General features: G+C 69.4%; 16 protein-coding genes and 5 pseudogenes. 15 read left to right on the top strand and 6 right to left on the bottom strand.

The annotated features are described in order from the left end of the window. Nucleotide 1 precedes the first annotated feature (1 nt). The gene (locus V8F63_RS05905) at nt 2-811 is read left to right on the top strand and encodes a hypothetical protein (protein WP_392354767.1); all 810 of its coding nucleotides are present in this window, start codon (nt 2-4) and stop codon (nt 809-811) included. Nucleotides 812-815: 4 nt separating this feature from the next. On the opposite strand, the gene V8F63_RS05910 is transcribed toward V8F63_RS05905, so the two are convergent. Then, on the bottom strand, nt 816-1,979 hold the full coding sequence (locus tag V8F63_RS05910; RefSeq protein ID WP_313634161.1) for a class V aminotransferase: 1,164 nt from the start codon (nt 1,977-1,979) through the stop codon (nt 816-818). Nucleotides 1,980-2,129: 150 nt separating this feature from the next. Beyond that, complete coding sequence (gene secA, locus V8F63_RS05915; RefSeq protein ID WP_392354768.1) at nt 2,130-4,982, bottom strand: preprotein translocase subunit SecA; 2,853 nt, start codon at nt 4,980-4,982, stop codon at nt 2,130-2,132. Nucleotides 4,983-5,257: 275 nt separating this feature from the next. Between secA and V8F63_RS05920 the strand changes: the two genes are divergently transcribed. From V8F63_RS05920 to V8F63_RS05935, 4 genes and pseudogenes are all read left to right on the top strand, one after another. Next, nucleotides 5,258-6,184, top strand: coding sequence for a peptidylprolyl isomerase (locus V8F63_RS05920; protein ID WP_134582156.1), 927 nt, complete (start codon nt 5,258-5,260; stop codon nt 6,182-6,184). After that, nucleotides 6,181-7,565 (top strand): annotated as a pseudogene (argJ, locus tag V8F63_RS05925) (bifunctional glutamate N-acetyltransferase/amino-acid acetyltransferase ArgJ). Before V8F63_RS05920 ends, argJ begins: the two are co-directional and overlap by 4 nt. After that, a complete protein-coding gene (locus tag V8F63_RS05930; RefSeq protein WP_087139129.1) occupies nt 7,562-7,978 on the top strand; it encodes a (deoxy)nucleoside triphosphate pyrophosphohydrolase in 417 nt (138 codons plus the stop codon). The pseudogene argJ and the gene V8F63_RS05930 overlap by 4 nt, the downstream one beginning before the upstream one ends. 26 nt (nt 7,979-8,004) lie before the next feature. Beyond that, nucleotides 8,005-8,181, top strand: coding sequence for a Flp family type IVb pilin (locus V8F63_RS05935; RefSeq protein ID WP_125901940.1), 177 nt, complete (start codon nt 8,005-8,007; stop codon nt 8,179-8,181). Nucleotides 8,182-8,184: 3 nt separating this feature from the next. Here the strand turns inward: V8F63_RS05935 and V8F63_RS05940 are convergent, their stop codons facing one another. Further along, nucleotides 8,185-9,081 (bottom strand): methyltransferase domain-containing protein, encoded by an 897-nt coding sequence (locus tag V8F63_RS05940; protein ID WP_392354769.1) that lies wholly within the window; start codon nt 9,079-9,081, stop codon nt 8,185-8,187. Here V8F63_RS05940 and V8F63_RS05945 point away from each other — a divergent pair. The 5 genes and pseudogenes from V8F63_RS05945 to V8F63_RS05965 all read left to right on the top strand — a co-directional run bounded on the left by V8F63_RS05945 (nt 9,080) and on the right by V8F63_RS05965 (nt 12,083). Beyond that, nucleotides 9,080-9,885, top strand: a pseudogene (locus tag V8F63_RS05945) (ComF family protein). The gene V8F63_RS05940 and the pseudogene V8F63_RS05945 overlap by 2 nt on opposite strands. A gap of 35 nt (nt 9,886-9,920) precedes the next feature. Next, nucleotides 9,921-10,178, top strand: coding sequence for a glutaredoxin 3 (gene grxC, locus V8F63_RS05950; protein ID WP_025976919.1), 258 nt, complete (start codon nt 9,921-9,923; stop codon nt 10,176-10,178). Further along, nucleotides 10,179-11,018: a carbon-nitrogen hydrolase family protein gene (locus V8F63_RS05955; protein WP_392354770.1), complete on the top strand. Its 840-nt coding sequence runs from the start codon at nt 10,179-10,181 to the stop codon at nt 11,016-11,018. It begins immediately after the preceding gene. Further along, a pseudogene (locus V8F63_RS05960) lies at nt 11,015-11,595 on the top strand (DUF1178 family protein). Before V8F63_RS05955 ends, V8F63_RS05960 begins: the two are co-directional and overlap by 4 nt. Further along, entirely contained in the window at nt 11,550-12,083 is a 534-nt protein-coding gene (locus V8F63_RS05965) for a GNAT family N-acetyltransferase (RefSeq protein ID WP_392354771.1), read from the top strand. Before V8F63_RS05960 ends, V8F63_RS05965 begins: the two are co-directional and overlap by 46 nt. 4 nt (nt 12,084-12,087) lie before the next feature. On the opposite strand, the gene ubiG is transcribed toward V8F63_RS05965, so the two are convergent. After that, nucleotides 12,088-12,906, bottom strand: a complete 819-nt coding sequence (gene ubiG, locus V8F63_RS05970) for a bifunctional 2-polyprenyl-6-hydroxyphenol methylase/3-demethylubiquinol 3-O-methyltransferase UbiG (protein ID WP_392354772.1) — start codon at nt 12,904-12,906, stop codon at nt 12,088-12,090. Between the two features lie 57 nt (nt 12,907-12,963). Here ubiG and V8F63_RS05975 point away from each other — a divergent pair, with 57 nt between their 5' ends. From V8F63_RS05975 to V8F63_RS05995, 5 genes and pseudogenes are all read left to right on the top strand, one after another. Next, nucleotides 12,964-14,253 (top strand): aspartate kinase, encoded by a 1,290-nt coding sequence (locus tag V8F63_RS05975; RefSeq protein WP_392354773.1) that lies wholly within the window; start codon nt 12,964-12,966, stop codon nt 14,251-14,253. Nucleotides 14,254-14,308: 55 nt separating this feature from the next. Then, a pseudogene (gene ptsP / locus V8F63_RS05980) lies at nt 14,309-16,587 on the top strand (phosphoenolpyruvate--protein phosphotransferase). A 697-nt stretch (nt 16,588-17,284) separates the two neighbouring features. Beyond that, complete coding sequence (locus tag V8F63_RS05985) at nt 17,285-17,812, top strand: hypothetical protein (protein WP_392354774.1); 528 nt, start codon at nt 17,285-17,287, stop codon at nt 17,810-17,812. An 80-nt stretch (nt 17,813-17,892) separates the two neighbouring features. After that, a pseudogene (ispG, locus tag V8F63_RS05990) lies at nt 17,893-19,044 on the top strand (flavodoxin-dependent (E)-4-hydroxy-3-methylbut-2-enyl-diphosphate synthase). Nucleotides 19,045-19,046: 2 nt separating this feature from the next. Next, nucleotides 19,047-19,643 carry a glutathione S-transferase N-terminal domain-containing protein gene (locus V8F63_RS05995; RefSeq protein ID WP_392354775.1) on the top strand — a complete coding sequence of 199 codons (597 nt, stop codon included), beginning with the start codon at nt 19,047-19,049 and terminating at the stop codon, nt 19,641-19,643. Nucleotides 19,644-19,646: 3 nt separating this feature from the next. Here V8F63_RS05995 and V8F63_RS06000 read toward each other — a convergent pair whose 3' ends face one another. Beyond that, nucleotides 19,647-20,339, bottom strand: a complete 693-nt coding sequence (locus V8F63_RS06000) for a hypothetical protein (protein ID WP_392354776.1) — start codon at nt 20,337-20,339, stop codon at nt 19,647-19,649. Nucleotides 20,340-20,404: 65 nt separating this feature from the next. After that, nucleotides 20,405-21,175, bottom strand: a complete 771-nt coding sequence (locus tag V8F63_RS06005; RefSeq protein ID WP_025976908.1) for a sulfite exporter TauE/SafE family protein — start codon at nt 21,173-21,175, stop codon at nt 20,405-20,407. Between the last annotated feature and the right edge of the window lie 61 nt (nt 21,176-21,236).

Here is a 21,236-nt window from a genome sequence, read left to right on the forward strand (position 1 = left end):
GATGACCTCCGCCGCCCTGACCTCATCCTCCGACACGGACTGGCCGCGCCTGCTGCTGGGGACGCTGATCGGCGCCGTGCTGGGTCTGCTGTTGCTCGGCGTGGTTGTGGCGGCCTGGTGGCTGGGCGTGGCGCGGCACGATCTGCAGCGCCTGACCGCGTCTCAGGGGTTGGAGGCGCGGCTGGAGCAGGCGGCGGGTCCCGCGGCCTTCGGCCTCACACCCGTCTATGTCTACGACCCGGACGGCGCGGGGCGCGACTGGCTGGCGCAGACGGCTCCGCTGTGGGAGGCGCAGGGGCATGAGGTCCGCGCCATCCCCGTCGGCGCCGATGAGGCGCTGGAGACGGATTTGGCCCGCCTGGCCCATCGCTGGGCCGAGCCGCCGCGCAGGCCCTTGATCCTGTGGCGCGACGGCGAGGATCTGGTTCTGTGTCGTTGCGACAGCCCCCGCGCGCGAACCCAGGCGCGTCAGGCGCTAGAGGCGTCGTCATCTGACGCAGAACCCGAGCTGACCGCCCCGGCTGCGCCGCCGACCGCGCGCCGACCGCCCGTGCAGGCGACGCCGAAATATCCGACGCTGGGCCCGCCGCCGAAAGTCGAGGCGAGCGCGCCGCCGCCGCCAGCAGCCGCCGCTCCAGCACCGCGCGCGACCCCGACGCCGCGGCTGCCGGGCGATCCGGCCCCGGCAACTTCCGCACCGGCCGCGCGGGCGACGCCGCCTGCCTCAGCCCCGGCGCCGCGCCGCGAGCGTCAGCCGCGCCGCACCGATCCGCCTGAGGCCCGCCGGGACGCCGACAGCCTGTTCTTCTAAAGGTTTAGTCCAGCCGGGCGCAGGCGTGGATCAGCCGCTCGACGTCTTCCTGGCTCTGATACAGGCTGAAGCCGAAGCGGATGACGTCGTCGCGCACATCGGCGATCACGTTCATCTCCTGCAGGGCCGCCTTCCAGCGCGGCGCGTCGGCGTGGCGCAGGGCCAGGAAGCGGGCGCGGGGAGCCTCGCCGTGGACCGGATTCAGGATCTCGGCCTGTGACAGGCCGCCCGCTTCTGCGCCTTCAATCGCCGCCTGGAACCGCGCCTGCAGGCCGCGCGCGTGGTCGGCGATCATCGCGGTGGTCAGGCCGTGCTGGTCCAGCATCGTGCGCACGGCATTGAAGCGGTAAAGGGCGCTGGCGTCGAAGGTGGCGCCCCAGAAGCGGCCGCCGTCGGTGCGGTACTGAACCCCGCCGGGCGGGCCTTCCAGATGGCCGAACTCGGCGAACCAGCCGGTCACGACGGGGCGCGGCCCGAAGCCGGGCGGGGCGTGCAGGAAGCAGGCGCCTTCGCCCGCCATGGCGTACTTATAGCCGCCCGCCAGATAGAAGATCTTGTCCGCCACGGCCGAAAGGTCGGTTGGCGTGGCCATGAAGCCGTGATAGCCGTCCACCACGACCCACGGTCCGGCCGGGGCGGCCAGGTCCGCCAGTTCGGCGATGCGCTCGAACAGGCCGCCGGTACGGAAGAAGACCTGGCTGACGAAGATCAGGTCGTGCCCGCCCGCCCGCGCCGCCGCGACGAACCGCTCGGCGAAGGTCTCGAACGGGGCCAGGGGCACGCGGGTGACGACGGCCTGACCGGCCTCTTCCCAGCGTTCCGACTGGCGGCGGAAGGAGTGGAACTCGCCGTCGGTGGCCAGGATGCGCACCGGCGCCGTGTCGACCGCCGAGACGATGCGCAGCAGGATGTCATGGGTGTTCGGCGCGAAGATCAGGCTGTCGGGCGAGGGCAGGCCCAGCTCGCGCGCGACGTGGCCTTGAGCCTCGGGGATGACCTCGCCGAAGATCAGGTCCCATTTGCGATCAGCGAAACGGTTGGCCTCGGCCCAGGCGCGGACCTGGCCGTCGAAGCTGGCGTCGGGCCACAGGTGGTGGCTGTGGGCGGCGAAATGCAGGCGTTCGGGGTCGAGGCCGAGCGCGCGAGAGAACAGGGGCTTGTAGTTCATGAGGGTACGCTAACCCGCATGGCGGCCGGCGTCACCGGGCAAAGAAAAGGCGGGCCGCCTGCGCGAACCCGCCTCTCTCAACTCAGTCTTCGGCGCTCAGCCAGCGAGCGACCGCGTCGCGAGCGTAGCGCCGCGCGCCTTAGCGCGCCTTTAAACCAAACTACCGTGGCAGTGCTTGAACTTGCGGCCCGAGCCGCAGGGGCAGTCGGCGTTGCGGCTGGTGCGTTCCCAGTCGGCGGGCAGGGCCTCGACCGGCAGTTTCGAACGATCATCGCCGGTCAGCATGCCTTCCGGGTTCTGGGCCATCGGGTTGGCCATTTCGTTCTCGCCGGTGCCGGGGTTCAGGTGAATTTCCTGGAACTCGGGCATTTCCATCGGCGGCGGCGCCTGGAACTGGAACTCGACCGTCATCAGCCAGCGCGTGACGTTGTGGCGCAGGTCGTGCAGCAGCGTCTCGAACAGGTTGAAGGCTTCGGTCTTGTACTCGTTCAACGGGTCCCGCTGGCCGTAGCCGCGCAGGCCGATGACGCCGCGCAGGTGGTCCAGGTGGACCAGATGCTCGCGCCACTGCATGTCGATCATCTGCAGCATGAACTGCTTTTCGAGGCCGCGCGTCTGATCGGCGCCGATCAGCTCTAGACGTTCGGCGGCGCGGGCGTCGGCGGCGACGGTGATGCGCTCTTCGATCTCTTCGTTCGAGACGCCTTCTTCGGCCGCCCAGTCATGCAGCGGCAGTTCCAGGCCCAGCGTTGAGCGGACCTTCTCGTCCAGGCCGTCGATATCCCACTGCTCGGCATAGGCCTTGGGCGGCATATAGCGTTCGACCAGGTCGTTGATCACGTCGCTGCGGAAGTCGGCGACCAGTTCCGACAGGTCGGTGGAGTCCATGAACTCCTGGCGCTGTTCGAACACGGCCTTGCGCTGATCGTTCACGACGTCGTCGTACTTCAGCACGTTCTTACGCATGTCGTAGTTGCGGGCTTCGACGCGCTTCTGGGCCGTTTCGACGGCGCGGTTCAGCCAGGGGTGGCTGATGGCCTCGCCTTCGGCCACGCCGAACTGGCGCATGATGGCGTCCAGGCGGTCGCCGGCGAAGATGCGCAGCAGGTCGTCTTCACACGACAGGTAGAATTTGGAGGTGCCGGGGTCGCCCTGACGGCCGGTCCGGCCGCGCAGCTGGTTGTCGATCCGGCGGCTTTCGTGGCGCTCGGTGCCCAGGACGAACAGGCCGCCGGCGGACAGAGCCTTCTCCCTGGCGACAGCGATCTCGGCCTTGAACTCGGTTTCCTTGGCGGCCAGCGCCTCGGGCGGGACCTCCATCGCCATGTTGCGCTGTTCCTGGACCCAGCGCTGGATGCGCATGTCCAGGTTGCCGCCCAGCTGGATGTCGGTGCCGCGGCCGGCCATGTTGGTGGCGATGGTCACCGCGTGGGGCAGGCCCGCCTCGGCGACGATATAGGCTTCCTGTTCGTGCTGGCGCGCGTTCAGGACATTGTGCGGGATGCCGCGGCCGGTGACGTACTCGATGTCATAGGCCAGGTCGCCGACCTTCTGGGCTTCCTTCTCACGGCCTTCGTATTCGGGCTTCAGCTTGCGCGAAACCTCGACCTGATAGTCGTAGTCCTTCAGCAGGTCGGACAGTTCTTCGGACTTCTCGATCGACACCGTGCCGACCAGGATCGGCTGGCCGCGCACATAGCAGTCGGCGATCTGAGCGGCGATGGCGCGGTTCTTCTCGGCGAAGGTGCGGTAGACCTCGTCGTCGTAATCCTTGCGCAGGATCGGACGGTTGGTCGGCACTTCCAGGACGTCCATCTTGTAGATGTCGAGGAACTCCTGCGCCTCGGTCGCCGCCGTGCCGGTCATGCCGGACAGCTTTTCGTACAGGCGGAAGTAGTTCTGGATCGTCACCGAGGCCAGGGTCTGGTTCTCGGGCATGATCTTAACGTCTTCCTTGGCCTCGATGGCCTGGTGAAGACCTTCGGACAGGCGACGGCCGGTCATCATGCGGCCGGTGAACTCGTCGATCAGGACGATCTCGCCGTCCTTGATGATGTAGTCCTTGTCGCGCTGGTAAAGGGTGTTGGCGCGCAGGGCCTGGTTGGTGTGGTGGACCAGGCTGACGTTGGCCGGATCATACAGATCGACGGTGTCCTCGGCGAAGTGGCCGCCCTGTTCCAGCATCTGCTCCATACGCTCCGAGCCCAGCTCGGTCAGCAGGGCCTGACGCTGCTTCTCGTCGAGGTCGTAGGTGGCCTTGTCCTTGACCAGTTCCTTCACCAGGGCGTCGACGATCTTGTACAGGTCCGAGCGGTCCTCGGTCGGGCCCGAGATGATCAGCGGCGTGCGCGCCTCGTCGATCAGGATGGAGTCCACTTCGTCGACGATGGCGAAGTGGTGGCCGCGCTGCACCATCTCGCGTCGGTCGTAGACTAGGTTGTCGCGCAGATAGTCGAAGCCGAACTCGTTGTTGGTGCCGTAGGTGATGTCGGCCTGATAGGCCATCTGGCGCTGACCCTGCGACAGGCCGTTGACGATGACGCCGACCTCCAGGCCCAGGAAGCGATAGACCTTGCCCATCTGCTCCGCGTCGCGGCGGGCCAGGTAGTCGTTGACGGTGACGACGTGGACGCCCTTGCCCGCCAGGGCGTTCAGGTAGACCGGGGCCACGGCCACCAGGGTCTTGCCTTCGCCGGTCCGCATCTCGGCGATGCCGCCTTCGTGCAGGATCATGCCGCCGGCCATCTGCACGTCGTACTGACGCTGGCCCAGCACGCGCTTGGAGGCTTCGCGCACGACGGCGAAGGCCTCGTTCTGCAGCTTGTCCAGGCTCTCGCCGGCCTCGATGCGATCCCGGAAAGTCTGCGTCATCATGCGCAGCTCGTCGTCAGAGAAGGCCTCGAACTTAGGTTCTAGGGCGTTGATCTTCTGGACCTGGGCCTGGAAGGCCTTGACCTTGCGGTCGTTGGAGGAACCGAGAAGTTTCTTGGCGAAGCCGAGCATGGGCGATCCGGGTCAGGCGGTCGAGCGGCTGAAGGCTCTGAGAAAGACAGGTTTCGCCCGGTCGGGAGGCCGCGATCACGCCAGCCCCAGGCCTTCCCTGCAGTCAGGGCGCGCGAAGGGCCGCGCATACGATCGAAAATCCCTCGACTTGGGCGCAGGCGGGACTTAAGCACCGCCCTTACCCCTGTCAACGCGAGGGCCTTTTAAGGCGGCGCCGCGCAGGCGCGAACGGTCGCCCCGGCGACCTGTCCCCAGACCCTTGCCCGGAGCGTCCGATGCGAGCGCGGCGTCCCCTCACCAGCCTGTTTCTGGTCGCCGCCGTCGGGCTGGCGATGGGCGTGGCCGCCTGCGGGCGCGGCGGCGACGAGGCTGCGCCGGAAAAGAACGACCGGGTGGTGGCCAGGGTCAATGACCGCGCCGTCTGGGCCTCGGACGTGCGGCGCGAGGCGGTGGCGCAAGGGCTGATCGGCGAGGACGACCCGCTGGATGTCTCCTCCGAACTGTTTCGCCGGGTGATGGACGAGGTGGTGGATCAGAAGCTGCTGGCGGCCGAGGCCGAGCGTCGCGGCCTGGATTCCAGCCCGGCCGCCCAGCGTCGCCTGCAGGCCGTGCGCGAACGCATCCTGGGCGACATGCTGGTGGAAAAGGTGGTCTCCGGCGCTGTTTCGGAACAGGCGGTCGAACGCCTCTACGCCGAGCAGCAGCGGCTGGCGCGCGCCACCGAAGAGGTCCGCGTGCGTCTGATCCTGGCGCCCACCAGGGAGCAGGCCGACGCCGTTCTGGGCGTGCTGGGGCAGGGTGCGGCGTTCGAGGCCGTGGCCGCTCAACGCTCCATCGACGACGCCACCCGCTATTCCGGCGGCGATCTGGGCTATTCGACGCTCGACGTTCTGCCGGGGGCCTATGCGACGGCCCTGCAGGGCAAGACGCCGGGGCAGGTCGTCGGCCCGATCCAGACCGAGACCGGCTGGGCCGTGCTGAAGGTCGAGGACCGCCGCGTCGAGACGCCGCCGACGCTGGAGCAGGCCCGGCCCCAGATCGTCCGCTATCTGACCTATGAAGGCGTGCGCCAATTGCTCGAGCAGCTGCGCGGCAAGGCCGAGGTGGAAATCACCCTGAACGACGCAAAGAAGCCGCCGCCCGCCGCCTCCGCGCCCGCCGATAAAGTCACCGTTCCTCCCGCCGCCGGAAACGCCACATGAGCCAGCCGCCCAAGTCCGCCTCGACCGGCAAGAAGATCGAAGCCGTCATCGAGAAGGCGCTGGACCCCTTGGCCTCGGCCCTGAAACGCGCGGCCCAGTCGGCCGGGTCGACGCCGACCAAGGCCTCTGCGCCCGGCAAGCCGGGACTGATGATCTCGCCGCTGGCCGTGCCCTTTCCGGCCATCGCGCCGATCGGCGGGGTCGAGATCGCGACCGCGCGCGCGGGCTTCTACAAGCATGAGCGCGACGATCTGGTGGTCTTTCACTTTCCCGAAGGCGCGTCGTGCGCGGGCGTCTTCACCCGGCACAAGGTCGGCTCGGCGCCGGTCGACTGGTGCAAGCGCCAGCTGGACGCCGACAAGGGCGGCGAAGAGGTTCGGGCGCTGATCGTCAACGCCGGTTGCGCCAACGCCTTCACCGGCAAGGCGGGCGCCGATGCCGCGCGTCGCACGGCCTCGGAGTTCGCCAAGCGCTTCGGTTGCCGCCAGCGCGACGTCATGCTGGCCTCGACCGGGGTGATCGGCGTGGTGCTGGACGACAAGAAGATCACCGCCCGCCTGCCCGAGGTTCAGGCCGGTCTGAAGGCCGACAACTGGGCCGGGGCCGGCCTGGGCATCATGACCACGGACACCTTCCCCAAGGGCTCCTACGCCGAGTGCGAGATCGAGGGCGTCAAGGTGAAGATCGCCGGCATCGCCAAGGGCTCGGGCATGATCGCGCCGGACATGGCGACCATGCTGGCCTTCATCGTCACCGACGCCGACATCGCCCCGCCGGTGCTGAAGGCCCTGCTGAACCTGCACGTCCGCACCACCTTCAACTCGGTGACGGTGGACGGCGACACCTCGACCAACGACACGGCCCTGCTGTTCGCCACGGGCGCGTCCGGCGCGCCGCGCATCGGCCGCGTCGGCGACCGCCGCCTGAAGGAGTTCTCGGCGGCGCTGGACGCCGTCATGCTCGATCTGGCTCACCAGCTGGTCAAGGACGGCGAAGGCGCGACCAAGTTCGTCAAGGTGACGGTGGACGGCGCCGCCAGCCCCGCCTCGGCGCGCAAACTGGCCAAGTCGATCGCCGACAGCCCCCTGGTCAAGACCGCCATCGCCGGCGAGGACGCCAACTGGGGCCGCATCGTCATGGCGGTGGGCAAGACCGAGGAGGCCGTCGATCGCGACCGTCTGGCCATCCGCTTCGGCCCCCATGTCGCCGCCGTCGACGGCGCCCGTCCCCCGACTACGACGAGGCGGTCATGAGCGCCTATATGAAGAACGACGAGATCGACATCACCGTCCATGTCGGCTCAGGGCGCGCCTCCGCCACCGTCTGGACCTGCGACCTGACCAAACGCTACATCGAGATCAACGGGGACTATCGCTCGTGAGCGAGACGCCTGCCGTTCCCACCGTCCTGGTCGTCGCTGTCGCCCTGATCGATCCGGACGGCCGGGTGCTGATCGCCAAACGCCCCGAGGGCAAGCAGTTGGCGGGCCTGTGGGAATTCCCCGGCGGCAAGGTCGAGCCGGGCGAGCGGCCCGAAGCCGCCCTGATCCGCGAGCTGAAGGAAGAACTGGGCATCGACGTGAAGGAGGCCTGCCTGGCCCCCTTCGTGTTTACCAGTCACGCTTACGAATCGTTTCACCTGTTGATGCCACTGTATCTGTGCCGGCGCTGGTCCGGCGTGGTCGAGGCGCGCGAGCATGCGGGCCTGGCCTGGGTGAAGCCGGACAAGCTGTCGGCCTATCCCATGCCTCCGGCCGATGAACCGCTGATCGCCTGGCTGCGCGATCTGCTCTGACGGGCCGACGACAGGGGAGGCCGGGCGTGAAGGGTTTCATCCACCGGCTGCTCCGCGATGAAGGCGGCGCCACCGCCATCGAATACGGGCTGATCTGCGGCCTGATCGGCATCGTGGTCCTGGCCGCGCTGGGCGCCTTCTCCGGGCGGATGGAGGCGGTCTACGGCAAGGTCAGCCAGTTCGTGCTCGCCGCCGGAGGCTGACGCTCAGCCTTCCTCGCCGGTCTGCTCCCTGACGCCCAGCGCATCGGCCAGCCGGGTCTTGGCCGAGCCGCGCTTGGCGGGCTTCTGCTGGCTCTCGTGCGGCGCCCATCCGGCCAGATGCACCATCTCGAAGGTGGCGGGGATGCGGCCGTCGGCCTCGGCGTGGCGCTCGGCGTAGAGCTGGGCCGCGCGGGCCAGAACGGCGCGGCTCAGCGGCCGGATCGGCCCGGCCAGCACATTGGTCTCGCCCATCGCCCGCAGGTCGCGCATCAGGGCGAAGGGGTCGCCGTAACGCACCGTCACCCGGTCCACATCGGTCACCGGCAGGGCGAACCCGGCCCGTTGCAGCAGCGCCGCCCCGTCGAAGCCGTCGGCGAAGGGCGATACGCGGGCCTGCGCTCCGCCGTTGACCTCCAGCTCCGCTTCGGTCAGCACGCCGCGCAACTCCTTCAGCGTCGCCGCGCCGAACAGGCTGGCGACGAACAGGCCATCCGGTTTCAGCGCGCGGCGGATCTGGCTCAGGGCGCCGGGCAGGTCGTTGGCCCAGTGCAGGCCCAGCAGGTTGACGATCAGGTCGGCTGAGCCGTCCTCCAGCCCCAGAGGCCCGGCCCCCGGCGCGGCGCGCTCGGCCGTCGAGCCGACGGCGCGGACCTCAGCCACCCGTTCGCGCGCCGGACTCTCGGCCAGCGAGCGGGCGAAGACGCCGGGGTGGGGCGACAGGTCGACGGGCGTTTGAAACTCGCGCAGGATCACCTCTAGGCTGTTCACCGCATTGTCGGCGGCGCGCAGGTGCAGGAAGTCGGCGCCCCCGAAACGTCGGGCGGCGCGGGTCAGGCGCGCGGCGCGGCGGGCGGCGTCGAAGATGATCGGGGGACCGGAGGAAGGGGAGGGGGCGCTCATGTCGGTTCAGGATGGGGGCTGGCGAGGTCGATTGAAAGGCGTCGGGGGGCCTTTAGCATCCGGCGCGCGCGATGCGGGGCGGGGCCTGCTGGATATTTTGTTGCCGCCGCTCGCTCACGACAGCCGCGAGGCGGCGGCGTCGGCCGGCCTTTCTCCCGACGCCTGGAGCCGGGTCGCCTTTTGGAGGCGCCGGTGTGCGACGGCTGCGGCGCCGCGTTTGAATGCGACGGCGGCGACTTCGCGGCGGATCGGTGCGCAGCCTGCATCGCCAGCCCCTACGCCTTCAATCGGGCGCGGGCGGCCTGCGTCTATGACGAGGCTTCGCGCGGGATCATCCTGAAGTTCAAGCACGGCGACCAGCAGCAGTTCGCCACCCTGTTCGCCCGCTGGATCAGCCGCTCGGCCGCGCCCCTGATCGAGACGGTGGACGCCGTGGTCCCTGTGCCCCTGCACCGCGCCCGCCTGCTGTCGCGTCGCTTCAATCAGGCCGCCGAGATCGCCCGACCGCTGGCCCGCGCGGCGCGGCTCGACTACCTGCCCGACGCCCTGATCCGCGCCCTGCCTACCGCCAGCCAGGGCGGCAAGTCCGCGCGCGGGCGGCGGCTGAACGTCAAGGCGGCCTTCGCTGTGACCGAGGCCGGGCGGCGACGCATCAAGGGACGGCGCCTGCTCCTGGTCGACGACGTGCTGACGACGGGGGCCACCGCAGAGGCCTGCGCGCGGGTCCTGATGGAGGCCGGAGCGCGCGCCGTCGACCTGGCCGTCATCGCGAGGGTGAAAAACGCGCGAGAACCGCCTAAATGAAAGAGAACCTTCCCCTCAGCCTTTAGGAGTCTCCCTTGGCCGAAGTCGTTCTCTACACCAAACCCGGCTGCCCCTACTGCATCCGCGCCATGGCCCTGCTGGACAGCAAGGGCGCGGCCTACACCAACATCGTCGCCTCCAACGACCCTGAGAAGAAGGCCGAGATGGTCCAGCGCTCGGGCGGCGCCGCCACCTTCCCGCAGATCTTCATCGACGGGAAACACGTCGGCGGCTCGGACGACATCCACGCCCTGGACCGCAAGGGCGAGCTGGACGCCTTGCTGGCGGCCTAGGTGACCGACACGCTCGACATTGCGCTGATCCAGACGCGGACGCCGGCGACGGCGGCCGCAGGGCTGGCGCATGTCGAGCCCCTGATCCGTCAGGCGGCGGCCGGGGGCGCGCAGCTGATCCTGACGCCTGAGGGGACCAATTTCCTCGAACAGCGCCGGGCCTTCCGCGACGCCGCCCTGTCGGACGAAGGCGCCGATCCGGCTGTGCTGGGGCTGCAGGCCCTGGCCGCCGAACTGGGCGTCTGGCTTCTGGTCGGCTCGGCCATTGTCCGTTCGGGCGTGGCGGACGACCCGCGCGCCGCCAATCGCTCGCTGCTGATCGACCCCGGCGGGACGATCACGGCGCGCTATGACAAGCTGCACGTCTTCGATGTCGACCTGCCGAACGGCGAGACCTATCGCGAAAGCGCCTCGGTGCGGCCCGGCGAGGCGGCGGCGGTCGCCGATACGCCCTGGGGCGGTCTGGGCCTGACCATCTGTTACGACCTGCGGTTTCCGCATCTGCACCGCGCCCTGGCCAAGGCGGGCGCGAGCCTGATCGCCGTTCCCGCCGCCTTCACCCGTCCGACCGGCGAGGCGCACTGGGAGACGCTGCTGCGCGCCCGCGCGATCGAGACAGGGGCCTTCATCCTGGCACCGGCCCAGGGCGGCGCGCATGAGGACGGCCGCCAGACCTGGGGCCGCTCCCTGGTCGTCGGCCCGTGGGGCGAAATCATCGCCCGGCTCGACCATGATGAGCCGGCCGTGCTTCACGCTCGGTTGGACCTTTCTGCTGTGGAGCGGGCGCGCGCCTCCGTGCCGGCCCTGCGCCACGACCGCGACTTCGACCTGCCCCTATGATCCGTTACGCCCTGTCCTGCGACCACGACCACGGCTTCGAGGCCTGGTTCGGCTCCTCGTCCGATTATGACGATCAGGCGGCGCGCGGCCTGGTCGAATGCCCCTTTGCGGTTCGACGGCCGTGAGGAAGCAGGTGATGGCCCCGGCCGTCTCGGGCACGAAGAAGACCGCGCCGTCGACCGACGCCCTGAAACCTGAAGCTCTGAAGCAGATGCAGTCGATGATGATGCAGGCGGCGCAGCAGGTGCGCGCCCACGTCGAGCAGAACTTCGACTACGTCGGCGACGCCTTCGCCCGCGAGGCCCGCGACATCCACGAAGGCCGCAGCGAAAAACGCGAGATTTACGGCGAGGCCACCCCCGCCGAGGTCAAGAAGCTGAGGGACGACGGCGTGCCCTGCGCCCCCTGCCCAGCTTGCCGCCCGACCCCAAGAAGGCGAATTAGTCGCAGTCTTTCGCTGGCGACGCACGGTGCGCGGTCGCCTATGTCGGGCGCGGAGGGTTTGACGCCAACGGATGAATGGAGCGTGCAATGGCGATTCAACAGGGCGAAGCTGAACGCCCGCTGTCCGAACTGAACTGGCGGGCCATGACGCCGGACGACCTCGACGGCGTGGTCGCGGTGGCCCAACTGTCCTTCCCCGATCATCCCGAAGAGCGCGCCTGTTTCGCCAACAGGCTGGAGCTCTATCCTCAGGGCTGCTTCGTTCTGGCGGCGCCGGACGGAGCGATCATGGGCTATCTGGTCGCCTATCCGTGGAAGGTGAATGCGGCCCCGGCGCTGAACGTGCTGATCGACGCCATCCCGACCGACGCCGAGGTGGTCTATCTGCACGACCTGGCCCTGCACCCCGATACGCGCGGCGGCGGCCACACCCGCCCCATCATCGAGCGTCTGGCTGATCAGGCCCGGGCGGACGGCTGGCCGTCGGTGGCGCTGGTCGCGGTCAACGACGCATCAAGCTTCTGGTCGCGCAACGGTTTCGAGATCCAGAACCCGCCCGGCATGGCCGCGAAGCTGGCCAGCTACGGCGACGACGCCCGCTACATGGTCCGGCCGCTCTGAGCGGTCAGGCGTCCCGCGTCGCCATCATCATATAGTTGACGCCGACGTCGTCGCCCTCGCTCCAGCGGTCGTTCAGCGGGTCGTAGGCCAGGCCGTAGGGGCCGGTGACGCGCAGGGGCTCCCCGTCCAGCATGGCGCGCAGTTCCTCGGGCTTGAGGAACTGGCGCCAGTCGTGGGTGCCCGCCGGGACCCAGCGCAGCACATATTCCGCCGCGACCTTGCCCAGCAGCAGGCCCTTCAGCGTGCGGTTCAGGGTGGCGACGATCATCAGGCCGCCGGGCTTGATCAGCCTGGAGCAGGCGCGGATGAAGCTTTCCGGGTCGGCGACGTGCTCGATGACCTCCATCGTCAGCACCACGTCGAACGGCCCGGCCCCCGCTTCCACCATCTGCTCCACCGTGGCGGCGCGATAGGCGATGTCCAGCCCGACCTGTTCGGCGTGGGCGCGGGCGGTGCCGATGTTCTCGGACGAGGCGTCGATGGCGGTGACGTCAAAGCCCATGCGCCGCATCGGCTCGGCGATCAGCCCGCCGCCGCAGCCGATGTCGATCAGGCTGAGGCCGTCGAACGGCGCGCGCGCTTTTACGTCGCGCTGGAAATGCTCCGCCGCCCGGTCACGCACGAATTTCAGCCGCGCCGGATTGAAGCGATGCAGGGGAGCGAAGGGGCCTTTGGGGTCCCACCACTGCGCCGCCTGGGCCGAAAAGCGCGCCACATCGGCAGGATCGATGCTCGGCCCTTCGGCACGATCGGTAGCAAAGGGTGAAAAACCCTCATCGCTTTGGGGTTTGCGCGGATCAAGGCTGTCGTTAGAAGCGGGCATGGGCTCAGGCATGGACCGCCTTCGCCCGCCATGCAAGCAGGGGGATCAGGCGCAGGGATGACGCGGGCCGACACGAACCGGTTGGTGATGAAGTTCGGCGGCACCTCCATGGCCGACCTGGAACGCATCCGTCGCGCGGCGCGCATCGTCGCCGCCGAAGCCTCCAGAGGCAAGGGCGTGGCCGTGGTCGTCTCGGCCATGGCGGGCAAGACCAATGAGCTGGTGGCCTGGACCGACGGCGTCGGCGCCGCCGCGCCGGGCCTGTACGCCGACAGCGCCCTGTCGGACGACGAATACGACGTGGTGGTCGCCTCGGGCGAGCAGGTGACCTCGGGCCTTCTGGCCCTGACCCTGCGCAACATGGGCTTCAAGGCCCGCAGCTGGATGGGCTGGCAGATTCCGATCCTGACCGACGACGCCCACGGCCGCGCCCGCATCGAGGACGTGTCGGGCGAGGTGCTGGGCGCCGCCGTCGACGCGGGCGAGATCGCCATCGTGCCGGGCTTTCAGGGCGTGACCCGCGACGGGCGCATCACCACCCTGGGTCGGGGCGGCTCTGACACCTCGGCGGTGGCGGTGGCGGCGGCCCTGGGCGCGCCGTGCGACATCTACACCGACGTGGACGGCGTCTATACGACCGACCCGCGCATCCAGAGCCGCGCGCGGCGTCTGGAGAAGGTCTCCTACGAGGAGATGCTGGAGATGGCGTCGCTGGGCGCCAAGGTGCTGCAGACCCGCTCGGTCGAGCTGGCCATGCACAAGCGCGTGCCGGTGCGCGTCCTGTCCAGCTTCATCGAACCGGATGAAAACGGAAACCTGCCGCAACACGCCGGCACCCTGATTTGCGACGAGGATGAGATCGTGGAAAAGCGCATCGTTTCCGGCGTGACCATGAGCCGGGACGAAGCCCGGATCACGCTTTTGGGCCTGTCGGACCGGACGGACGCCCCGGCCGACGTCTTCACCCGCCTGGCCGAGGCCGAGGTCAATGTCGACATGATCGTGCAGAGCCAGGCCCGCACCGAAGGCGCGGTCAACCTGACCTTCACGACCGGCCGCCGCGACGCGCGCCGCGCCGCCGAGCTGATGATGGCGGCCAAGGCCGAGATCGGCTTCGAGGAGCTGCGGGTCGACGACGACGTGGCCAAGGTGTCGGTGATCGGCGTCGGCATGAGAAGCCACGCGGGCGTGGCCCAGACCATGTTCCGCGCCCTGGCCGACAAGGGCGTGAAGTTCCAGGCTATCTCGACCTCTGAAATCAAGATCAGCGTTCTGATCGATTCGGATTATGCAGAGTTGGCGGTGCGTGCGCTGCACGCAGCCTACGGACTGGACGCGGAAAGCTAGGATAACGGACGCGCCGCCCTATCTGAACGGATCGGACGGTTAGGCGGGAGAGACCATGGTAAAGGGCGCAGCAGTGACGGCGAGGGGGCCACGCCTCCTGTTGCGCCAGATCCGCGAGGCCCTGGCCGGGCCGGGGGCGGCGCGCCGGCCCAGACCCGGCTGAACATGGTGGTGCGGATCATCGCCCGCTCCATGGTGGCCGAGGTCTGCTCCATCTATCTGCGGCGCGCCTCGGGCGAGCTGGAGCTGTTCGCCACCGAGGGGCTGAACCCCGAGGCCGTCCATAACACCCGGCTGCGCCCCGGCGAGGGGCTGGTCGGCGAGGTGGCCCGCACGGCCGAGCCGCTCAGCCTGTCGGACGCCCAGTCGCACCCCAGCTTCTCCTACCGGCCGGAAACGGGCGAAGACCCCTATCACGCCTTCCTCGGCGCGCCCCTGCTGCGCGGCGGCCGGGCCATCGGCGTTCTGGTCGTCCAGAACCGCGCCGCTCGTCGCTATGACGAGGAAGAGATCGAGGACATCCAGACCATCGCCATGGTCCTGGCCGAGACGGTGGCCTCGGGCGAGCTGCTGGCGCTGGAGGAGCTGCGCGACGTCGAGGTGGCGCCTCATCGGCCCGAACGGCTGCGGGGACAGAAGTTCGCCGAAGGCCTGTCCTTCGGTCGGGCGGTGCTGCACGAGGCGCCGATCGCGCCCGAACAGCTTCTGGCCGACGACCCCGTCGCCGAGGAGGTCCGGCTGAAGGCGGCGCTGGACGGTCTGCGCACCAGCATCGACGCCCTGCTGGAGGGCAGTCAGGGCAAGCTGGGCGGCACCCCCTATGAGGTGCTGGAGACCTATCGCATGTTCGCCGACGACCGGGGCTGGAACCGGTCGCTGGAGGAGGCGGTGCGCTCTGGCCTGACGGCCGAGGCCGCCGTCGACCGCGTCCGCAACGAGCACCGCGCCCGCTTCGCCAACGCGCGCGACCCCTACATCCGCGAGCGGCTGCACGACTTCGAGGACCTGGCCAACCGCCTGCTGCGGCTGATGGCGGGCGACCATCCGGGCCAGCGCGACCTGCCCGACGACGCGATCCTGGTGGCCAAGAATCTGGGTCCGGCGGACCTGCTGGAATATCCGCGCCACAAGCTGCGCGGCCTGCTGCTGGAAGAGGGCTCCGCCGCCGCCCACGCGGCCATTGTCGCGCGCGCCCTGCAGATCCCCTGCGTCGGCCGCCTGCAGGGCCTGCGCGACCGCCTGACCGAGGGCGATCAGGTGATCGTCGACGGCGAAACGGGCGAGGCCTATCTGCGGCCCCGTCCGGACATGCTGGCGGCGGTCGAGAGCCGCATGGCCGTGCGCGCCCAGCAACGCGCGGAGTTCGACCAACTGCGCGACACCCCCGCCGTCACCAAGGACGGCAAACGCATCGTGCTGCTGACCAACGCCGGTCTGGCGGTGGATCTGGAGAATCTGGACGCTACGGGCGCCGAGGGCATCGGCCTGTTCCGCACAGAGTTCCAGTTCATGGTCTCGGACGAACTGCCGCGCCTGGACTCGCAGACGGCGCTCTACAAGCTGGTGCTGGATGCGGCGGGCGATCGGCCGGTCACCTTCCGCACGCTGGATATCGGCGGCGACAAGGTGTTGCCCTATCTGGACAATGAGCGCGAGGAGAACCCGGCGCTGGGTCGGCGCGCCATCCGTCTGGGCCTGGATCGTCCGGCCCTGCTGAGGATGCAGCTGCGCGCCCTGCTGACCGCCGCCGCCGGGCGCGAACTGCGCGTCATGTTCCCGATGATCGCCACGGTGGACGAGTTCAGGGCCGCGCGCGAACTGGTCGACATCGAATGCGACTGGGCGCGGCGCCGGGGCCGCCCGCTGCCGTCCCTGCTGCGCGTCGGGGCCATGATCGAGTGCCCCAGCCTGCTGTGGCATCTGGACGCCCTGCTGCCGCTGACCGACTTCGTCTCGATCGGCACCAACGACCTGATGCAGTATATGTTTGCCTCCGACCGCACGAACCCGCGGGTGTCCGAGCGTTATGACGCCCTGTCGCCGCCCTTCCTGCGCGCCCTGGCCGAGATCCAGCAGAAGTGCGCCGACAGCGCCACGCCCGTCTCCGTCTGCGGCGAACTGGCGGGCCGCCCGCTGGAGGCCTTCGCCCTGATCACCCTGGGCTACAGCCGCCTGTCCGCCCCGGCGGGCGGGGTGGGGCCGGTCAAGCGCATGATCCTGTCGGCGGATCTCAACGCGGCGCGACGGGGGATGAACGTCCTGCTCGGCTCCTCGGCCGGGTCGGTGCGCGGCGAGATCGAGTCGCTGGCGCGTAAGCTGAACGTGGAAGTCTAGGAAAGCTGCGCCGCTTTCCCGCGTTGCCCGCGCTCCTCGCCTCGTCTAAGCGGGGATGACGGGCGCACGGCCGCCCGGCGTGACGGAACCCCGACCCTATGGACCAGGATCGGCAAGCCGCGTTCGACTTCGACGCCGACGCGACGCTGGATCAGACCCCTGAGCCGACGCCCCAGCCGGCGCCGGAAGATCCCTCGGATGATTCCCTGGGCGCGACTTTGCGCGCCGCGCGTCTGGCCTCGGGCCTGTCGATGGCCCAGCTTTCGACCATGACGCGGGTGCATCCGCGCTTCCTGACGGCGCTGGAGCAGGCCGAATACGCCGCCCTGCCGTCGCGCATCTTCTCGATGGGCTATGTGCGCGCCTATGCGGGCGCCCTGGGGCTGGACGAGCTGAACGCGGTCGAGCGGTTCAAGCAGGAATATCCCGATGCGGCCGTGCCGCTGCAGCCGCCGACGGGCGCCGCCCTGCAGCAGATGCGCCAGAACTCGCCCAAGATCCTGGGCGTCATCGGCGCCTTTCTGGCGGTGGTGGTCGGCTGGAACGTGTTTCAGCGTCTGAACCGCATCGAGGCGCCGCATCCGTCGGATCTGGTCGCCGTGCCGAAGGACTGGGCCGAGCAGGCCGACCGCCAGCGCGACCGCGCCCTCTACCTCGGCGCCCCCGGGCCGCCCCGCCGGATCAGACCACGCCGGCCATGTACATCACGCCGGGCCTGGAGGCGCAGCTTACCGGCATCGACCCGGACGACCCCAACGCCGCCCCGCCGCCCGCCCCGCCGGTGCAGGCCGCCTTCAACCCGCGCGGCGCCATCTACGGCGCCTCGGCCACGGTGTCGCAGGTCACGCTTCAGGCCCGCAAACCCGCCATTCTGGTTATCCGTCAGGGCGACGGCCGCATCCTGTTCGCGCGCCAACTGGCGGCGGGCGAAGCCTGGCGCGCGCCGCCCGGCCTGTCGGCGACCATCGACACGCCCGATCCGGAGGCGTTCGACGTCTATCTGAACGGCGAGCACAGCGGCGTCCTGCCCGCGCCTCAGTCGCCGCTGGGCGCGCTGAACAATCGCGCCCAGGCCGCCGCGCGTGAATCCGAGGCGCGCGCCGCCGCCGCCGTCGAGGCCCGCGCCCGCGCCGCCCAGGCCGCTGCTGCCGCCGCCGCCGCTGCGCCGGGACCGCAGCCGTATCAGCCTGCCGCTGCCCCGGTCGCCCAGCCGCCCGCCGCCTGATCTGATCCTTTGGCTGCGACGACGATCTTTCGTCGTCTGTCGTGGTTTTGCCGTCCGTCCTGTCCTATGTGTAGGGGGTCATGAGCGACCAAAGTTCCGAACTCGGCCACGTCCGCCCCTGGCGCCACATCGAGCGCCGCAAGAGCCGCCAGATCATGGTCGGCTCCGTTCCCGTCGGCGGGGGCGCGCCGATCAGCGTCCAGTCGATGACCAATACGCCGACCGCCGACGCGGCGGCGACGCTGGAGCAGATCCGCCAGCTGGAAGAGGCCGGGGCCGACATCGTCCGCGTCTCCTGCCCGGACGAAGAGTCGACGGCGGCCTTCAGCACCATTGCGCGCGAGGCCCGCGTGCCGCTGGTGGCCGACATCCATTTCCATTACCGCCGAGGCATCGAGGCGGCCCAGGCGGGCGCCGCCTGCCTGCGCATCAACCCCGGCAACATCGGCTCGATCGAGCGGGTCAAGGAGGTCGTCCAGGCCGCCCGCGACCACGGCTGCTCCATGCGCATCGGCGTCAACGCCGGGTCGCTGGAGAAGGAGTTGCTGGAGAAATACGGCGAGCCCTGCCCCGACGCGATGGTCGAAAGCGCCCTGAACCACGCCCGCATCCTGCAGGACCTGGACTTCCACGAGTTCAAGATTTCGGTGAAGGCGTCCGACCCCTTCCTGACGGTCGCCGCCTATCAGCAGCTGGCCGACGCCATCGACTGCCCCCTGCACCTGGGCGTGACCGAGGCGGGGCCGCTGCGCACCGGTACGATCAAATCGGCCATCGGCATGGGCAATATGCTGTGGTCGGGCATCGGCGACACCATCCGCGTGTCCCTGGCCGCCGATCCGGTCGAAGAGATCAAGGTCGGCTTCGACATCCTCAAGTCGCTGGGCCTGCGTCACCGGGGTGAACATCATCGCCTGCCCGTCGTGCGCCCGTCAGGGCTTCAACGTGATCGAGACCGTGGGGATTCTGGAAGAGCGGCTGGCGCACATCTCGACGGCCATGTCGCTGTCGATCATCGGCTGCGTCGTCAACGGGCCGGGCGAGGCCCTCTATACCGACGTCGGTTTCACCGGCGGCGGCAAGGGGCGGGCATGGTCTATCTGAACGGCAAGATCGCCCACAAACAGGCCAACGACGGCATGATCGAGGAGATCGTCGCCCAGGTCGAAGCTAAGGCCGCCGAACTGGACGCCGCCCGCGCGGCTCCCGCCGCCCTCAACGCCGCCGAGTAATCATGAAACTCTACATCACCACCCCGTCGCCCTTCGCGCGCAAGGTGCGCATCGTCGCCCGTGAAAAGGGTCTGGCCGACCGTATCGAGGAGATCGTCGTCGATCCCTACGGCAATGCGCCGGAGCTGCTGTCGACCAATCCGGTGGTGCAGGTGCCGACCCTGATCGCCGAGGACGGCCTGCCGCTGAACGACAGCCCGGTGATCGCTGAATACCTGGACGCCCTGGGCGCCGGCCCGCGCCTGCTGCCGCCGGAAGGCGCAGAGCGTCTGCGCGTGAAACGGCTGGAGACGCTCGGCAACGCCGCGCTGGAGATGGGCGTCAAACTGGTGCTGGAGAAGCGCCGCCCGGAGCAGGAGCGCTCGGCGTCCTGGATCGAGCGCTGGACCGTCAATATGGGCCGCGCCCTGGACGCGCTGGAAGCCGCCGCGCCGGACGCCCAGGCGCTGGACATGGGCGTGCTGACGGCGGGCGTCGCCGTCACCTGGATCGGCTTCCGCCACCCGGACTACGACTGGAAGACCGGGCGCCCGAACCTGGTCGCCCTGCAGACGGCGCTGGAGCAGCGGCCCAGCTTCATCGACACCTCTCCGGTCTGAGGCTCAGTCGTCCCCGTCGAACGGGGCGAGAAGGCGGTAACGCAGACGGGTGTTGTCCGCCTCCAGAACCTCCAGCCGGGCGCCGCGAAAGCCGATCACCGCGCTGTGGGCCAGGTCGTAGTCGAGGCTTTGGGTCTGGGGCGCGCTGTCGCCCATCGTCTCGCGATAGAGGAAGCGCACCTTGCCGTCGGCCCGGCCGTGGTAAATCAGCTCGCGTCGTCGCGCGCCCTCGTCGGCCTCTTCGATTCGGATATCGCGCACCTGGGGCGTCGCGTTCCAGGTCAGGACGCACTGGCCCGGCGTGATGAAGCCGCGCACCGGGCCTGAGCCGTCCTTGGCGCGGCACAGCCCGCCGGAGGCGTAGGGCGCCATTCCGAACAGCGGATCGCGGGCGGTCATCCTGTCGGAGAAATAATAGATGTGGCGGGCGTCGCTCTGGCGCGCCGCCAGTCGGCCCGGCGCGACGGTGAAGCGTTTTCTCAGCACCCCGTCGCCCCAGCTCAGCTCATTGGCCAGGGCTAGACCCGGCAGGCTTCGGCCCCGTCCTGTCGCGACCGCCGCCTCGCCCACTTCGATGGCGGCGACGGCGCCGAGAGCGGGCTGATCGATCTGTTCGATCTGCGGCGGGATCGTCTGTGTCGAGGCGCAGCCGGACACTAGTCCCCCGACCATGACGCCGATCATCCATACGCGCATTCGTCGCCCCCGGCCTAGTGTAGGGACAGTCGGCCAGCCGCGCGATCGGCTGTCAATGACCCGCGTTAGGTCAGGAGCTGATAGCCCTGGAACGCCGCCAGCACGATCAAGAGCCCGCCGACGGCATAGGTCAGCACCTTGCGCGGCACCTTCTTGACGATCAGGCCCGCGAAGGGGGCGGCGATCAGCCCGCCGACGACCAGTCCGCCCACAGCGGCGGCGTGATTCTGAAGGGCCCCGGCTTCTTCCCAGTGGCCGGTGACCAGGGCCCAGACGAAAGTGGCCGAGACGGCGACGGTCAGGAAGAACTCGGCCGTGTTGACCGTGCCGATGGCCTTGCGCGGCTCGTGCCCGGCGCCGACCAGGGTCGAGGAGACGGTCGGCCCCCAGCCTCCGCCGCCGATCGCGTCCAGAAAGCCGCCGACCAGTCCCAGCGGCCCGGTGATCCAGGCCGGCAGGCGGCGGTGCGGAATATCGTGCCCGGCCCGCCACAGAATCCACACCCCGATCAGGGCCAGATAGGCGACGATGAAGGGCTTGATCACCGCCGCTTCCAGCCCGGTCAGCACATAGGCGCCCAGCACCCCGCCGATCACCCCGGCGACGGCCAGCGGCGCCATCAGCCGCCATTCGACGTTTTTGTGCCAGGCGTGGCTGCCCGCCGAGGCGGCGGTGGTGAAGACTTCGGCGGCGTGAACGCTGGCCGACGCCGTGGCCGGGGGCACCCCCAGCGCCAGAAGGACGGACGACGAGATGACTCCATAGGCCATGCCGAGCGCCCCATCGACCGCCTGGGCCAGGACGCCGACCAGCAGAAACAGGAAGAAGGTTTCCATTCAGCGCCTCAGCCGGGGATCACGGACCATCAGGCGCAGGTCGCAGCCGGTCTGGCAATGG

Source organism: Brevundimonas sp. LF-1, from assembly GCF_037055305.1.
GTDB classification, from domain to species: Bacteria; Pseudomonadota; Alphaproteobacteria; order Caulobacterales; family Caulobacteraceae; genus Brevundimonas; species Brevundimonas sanguinis.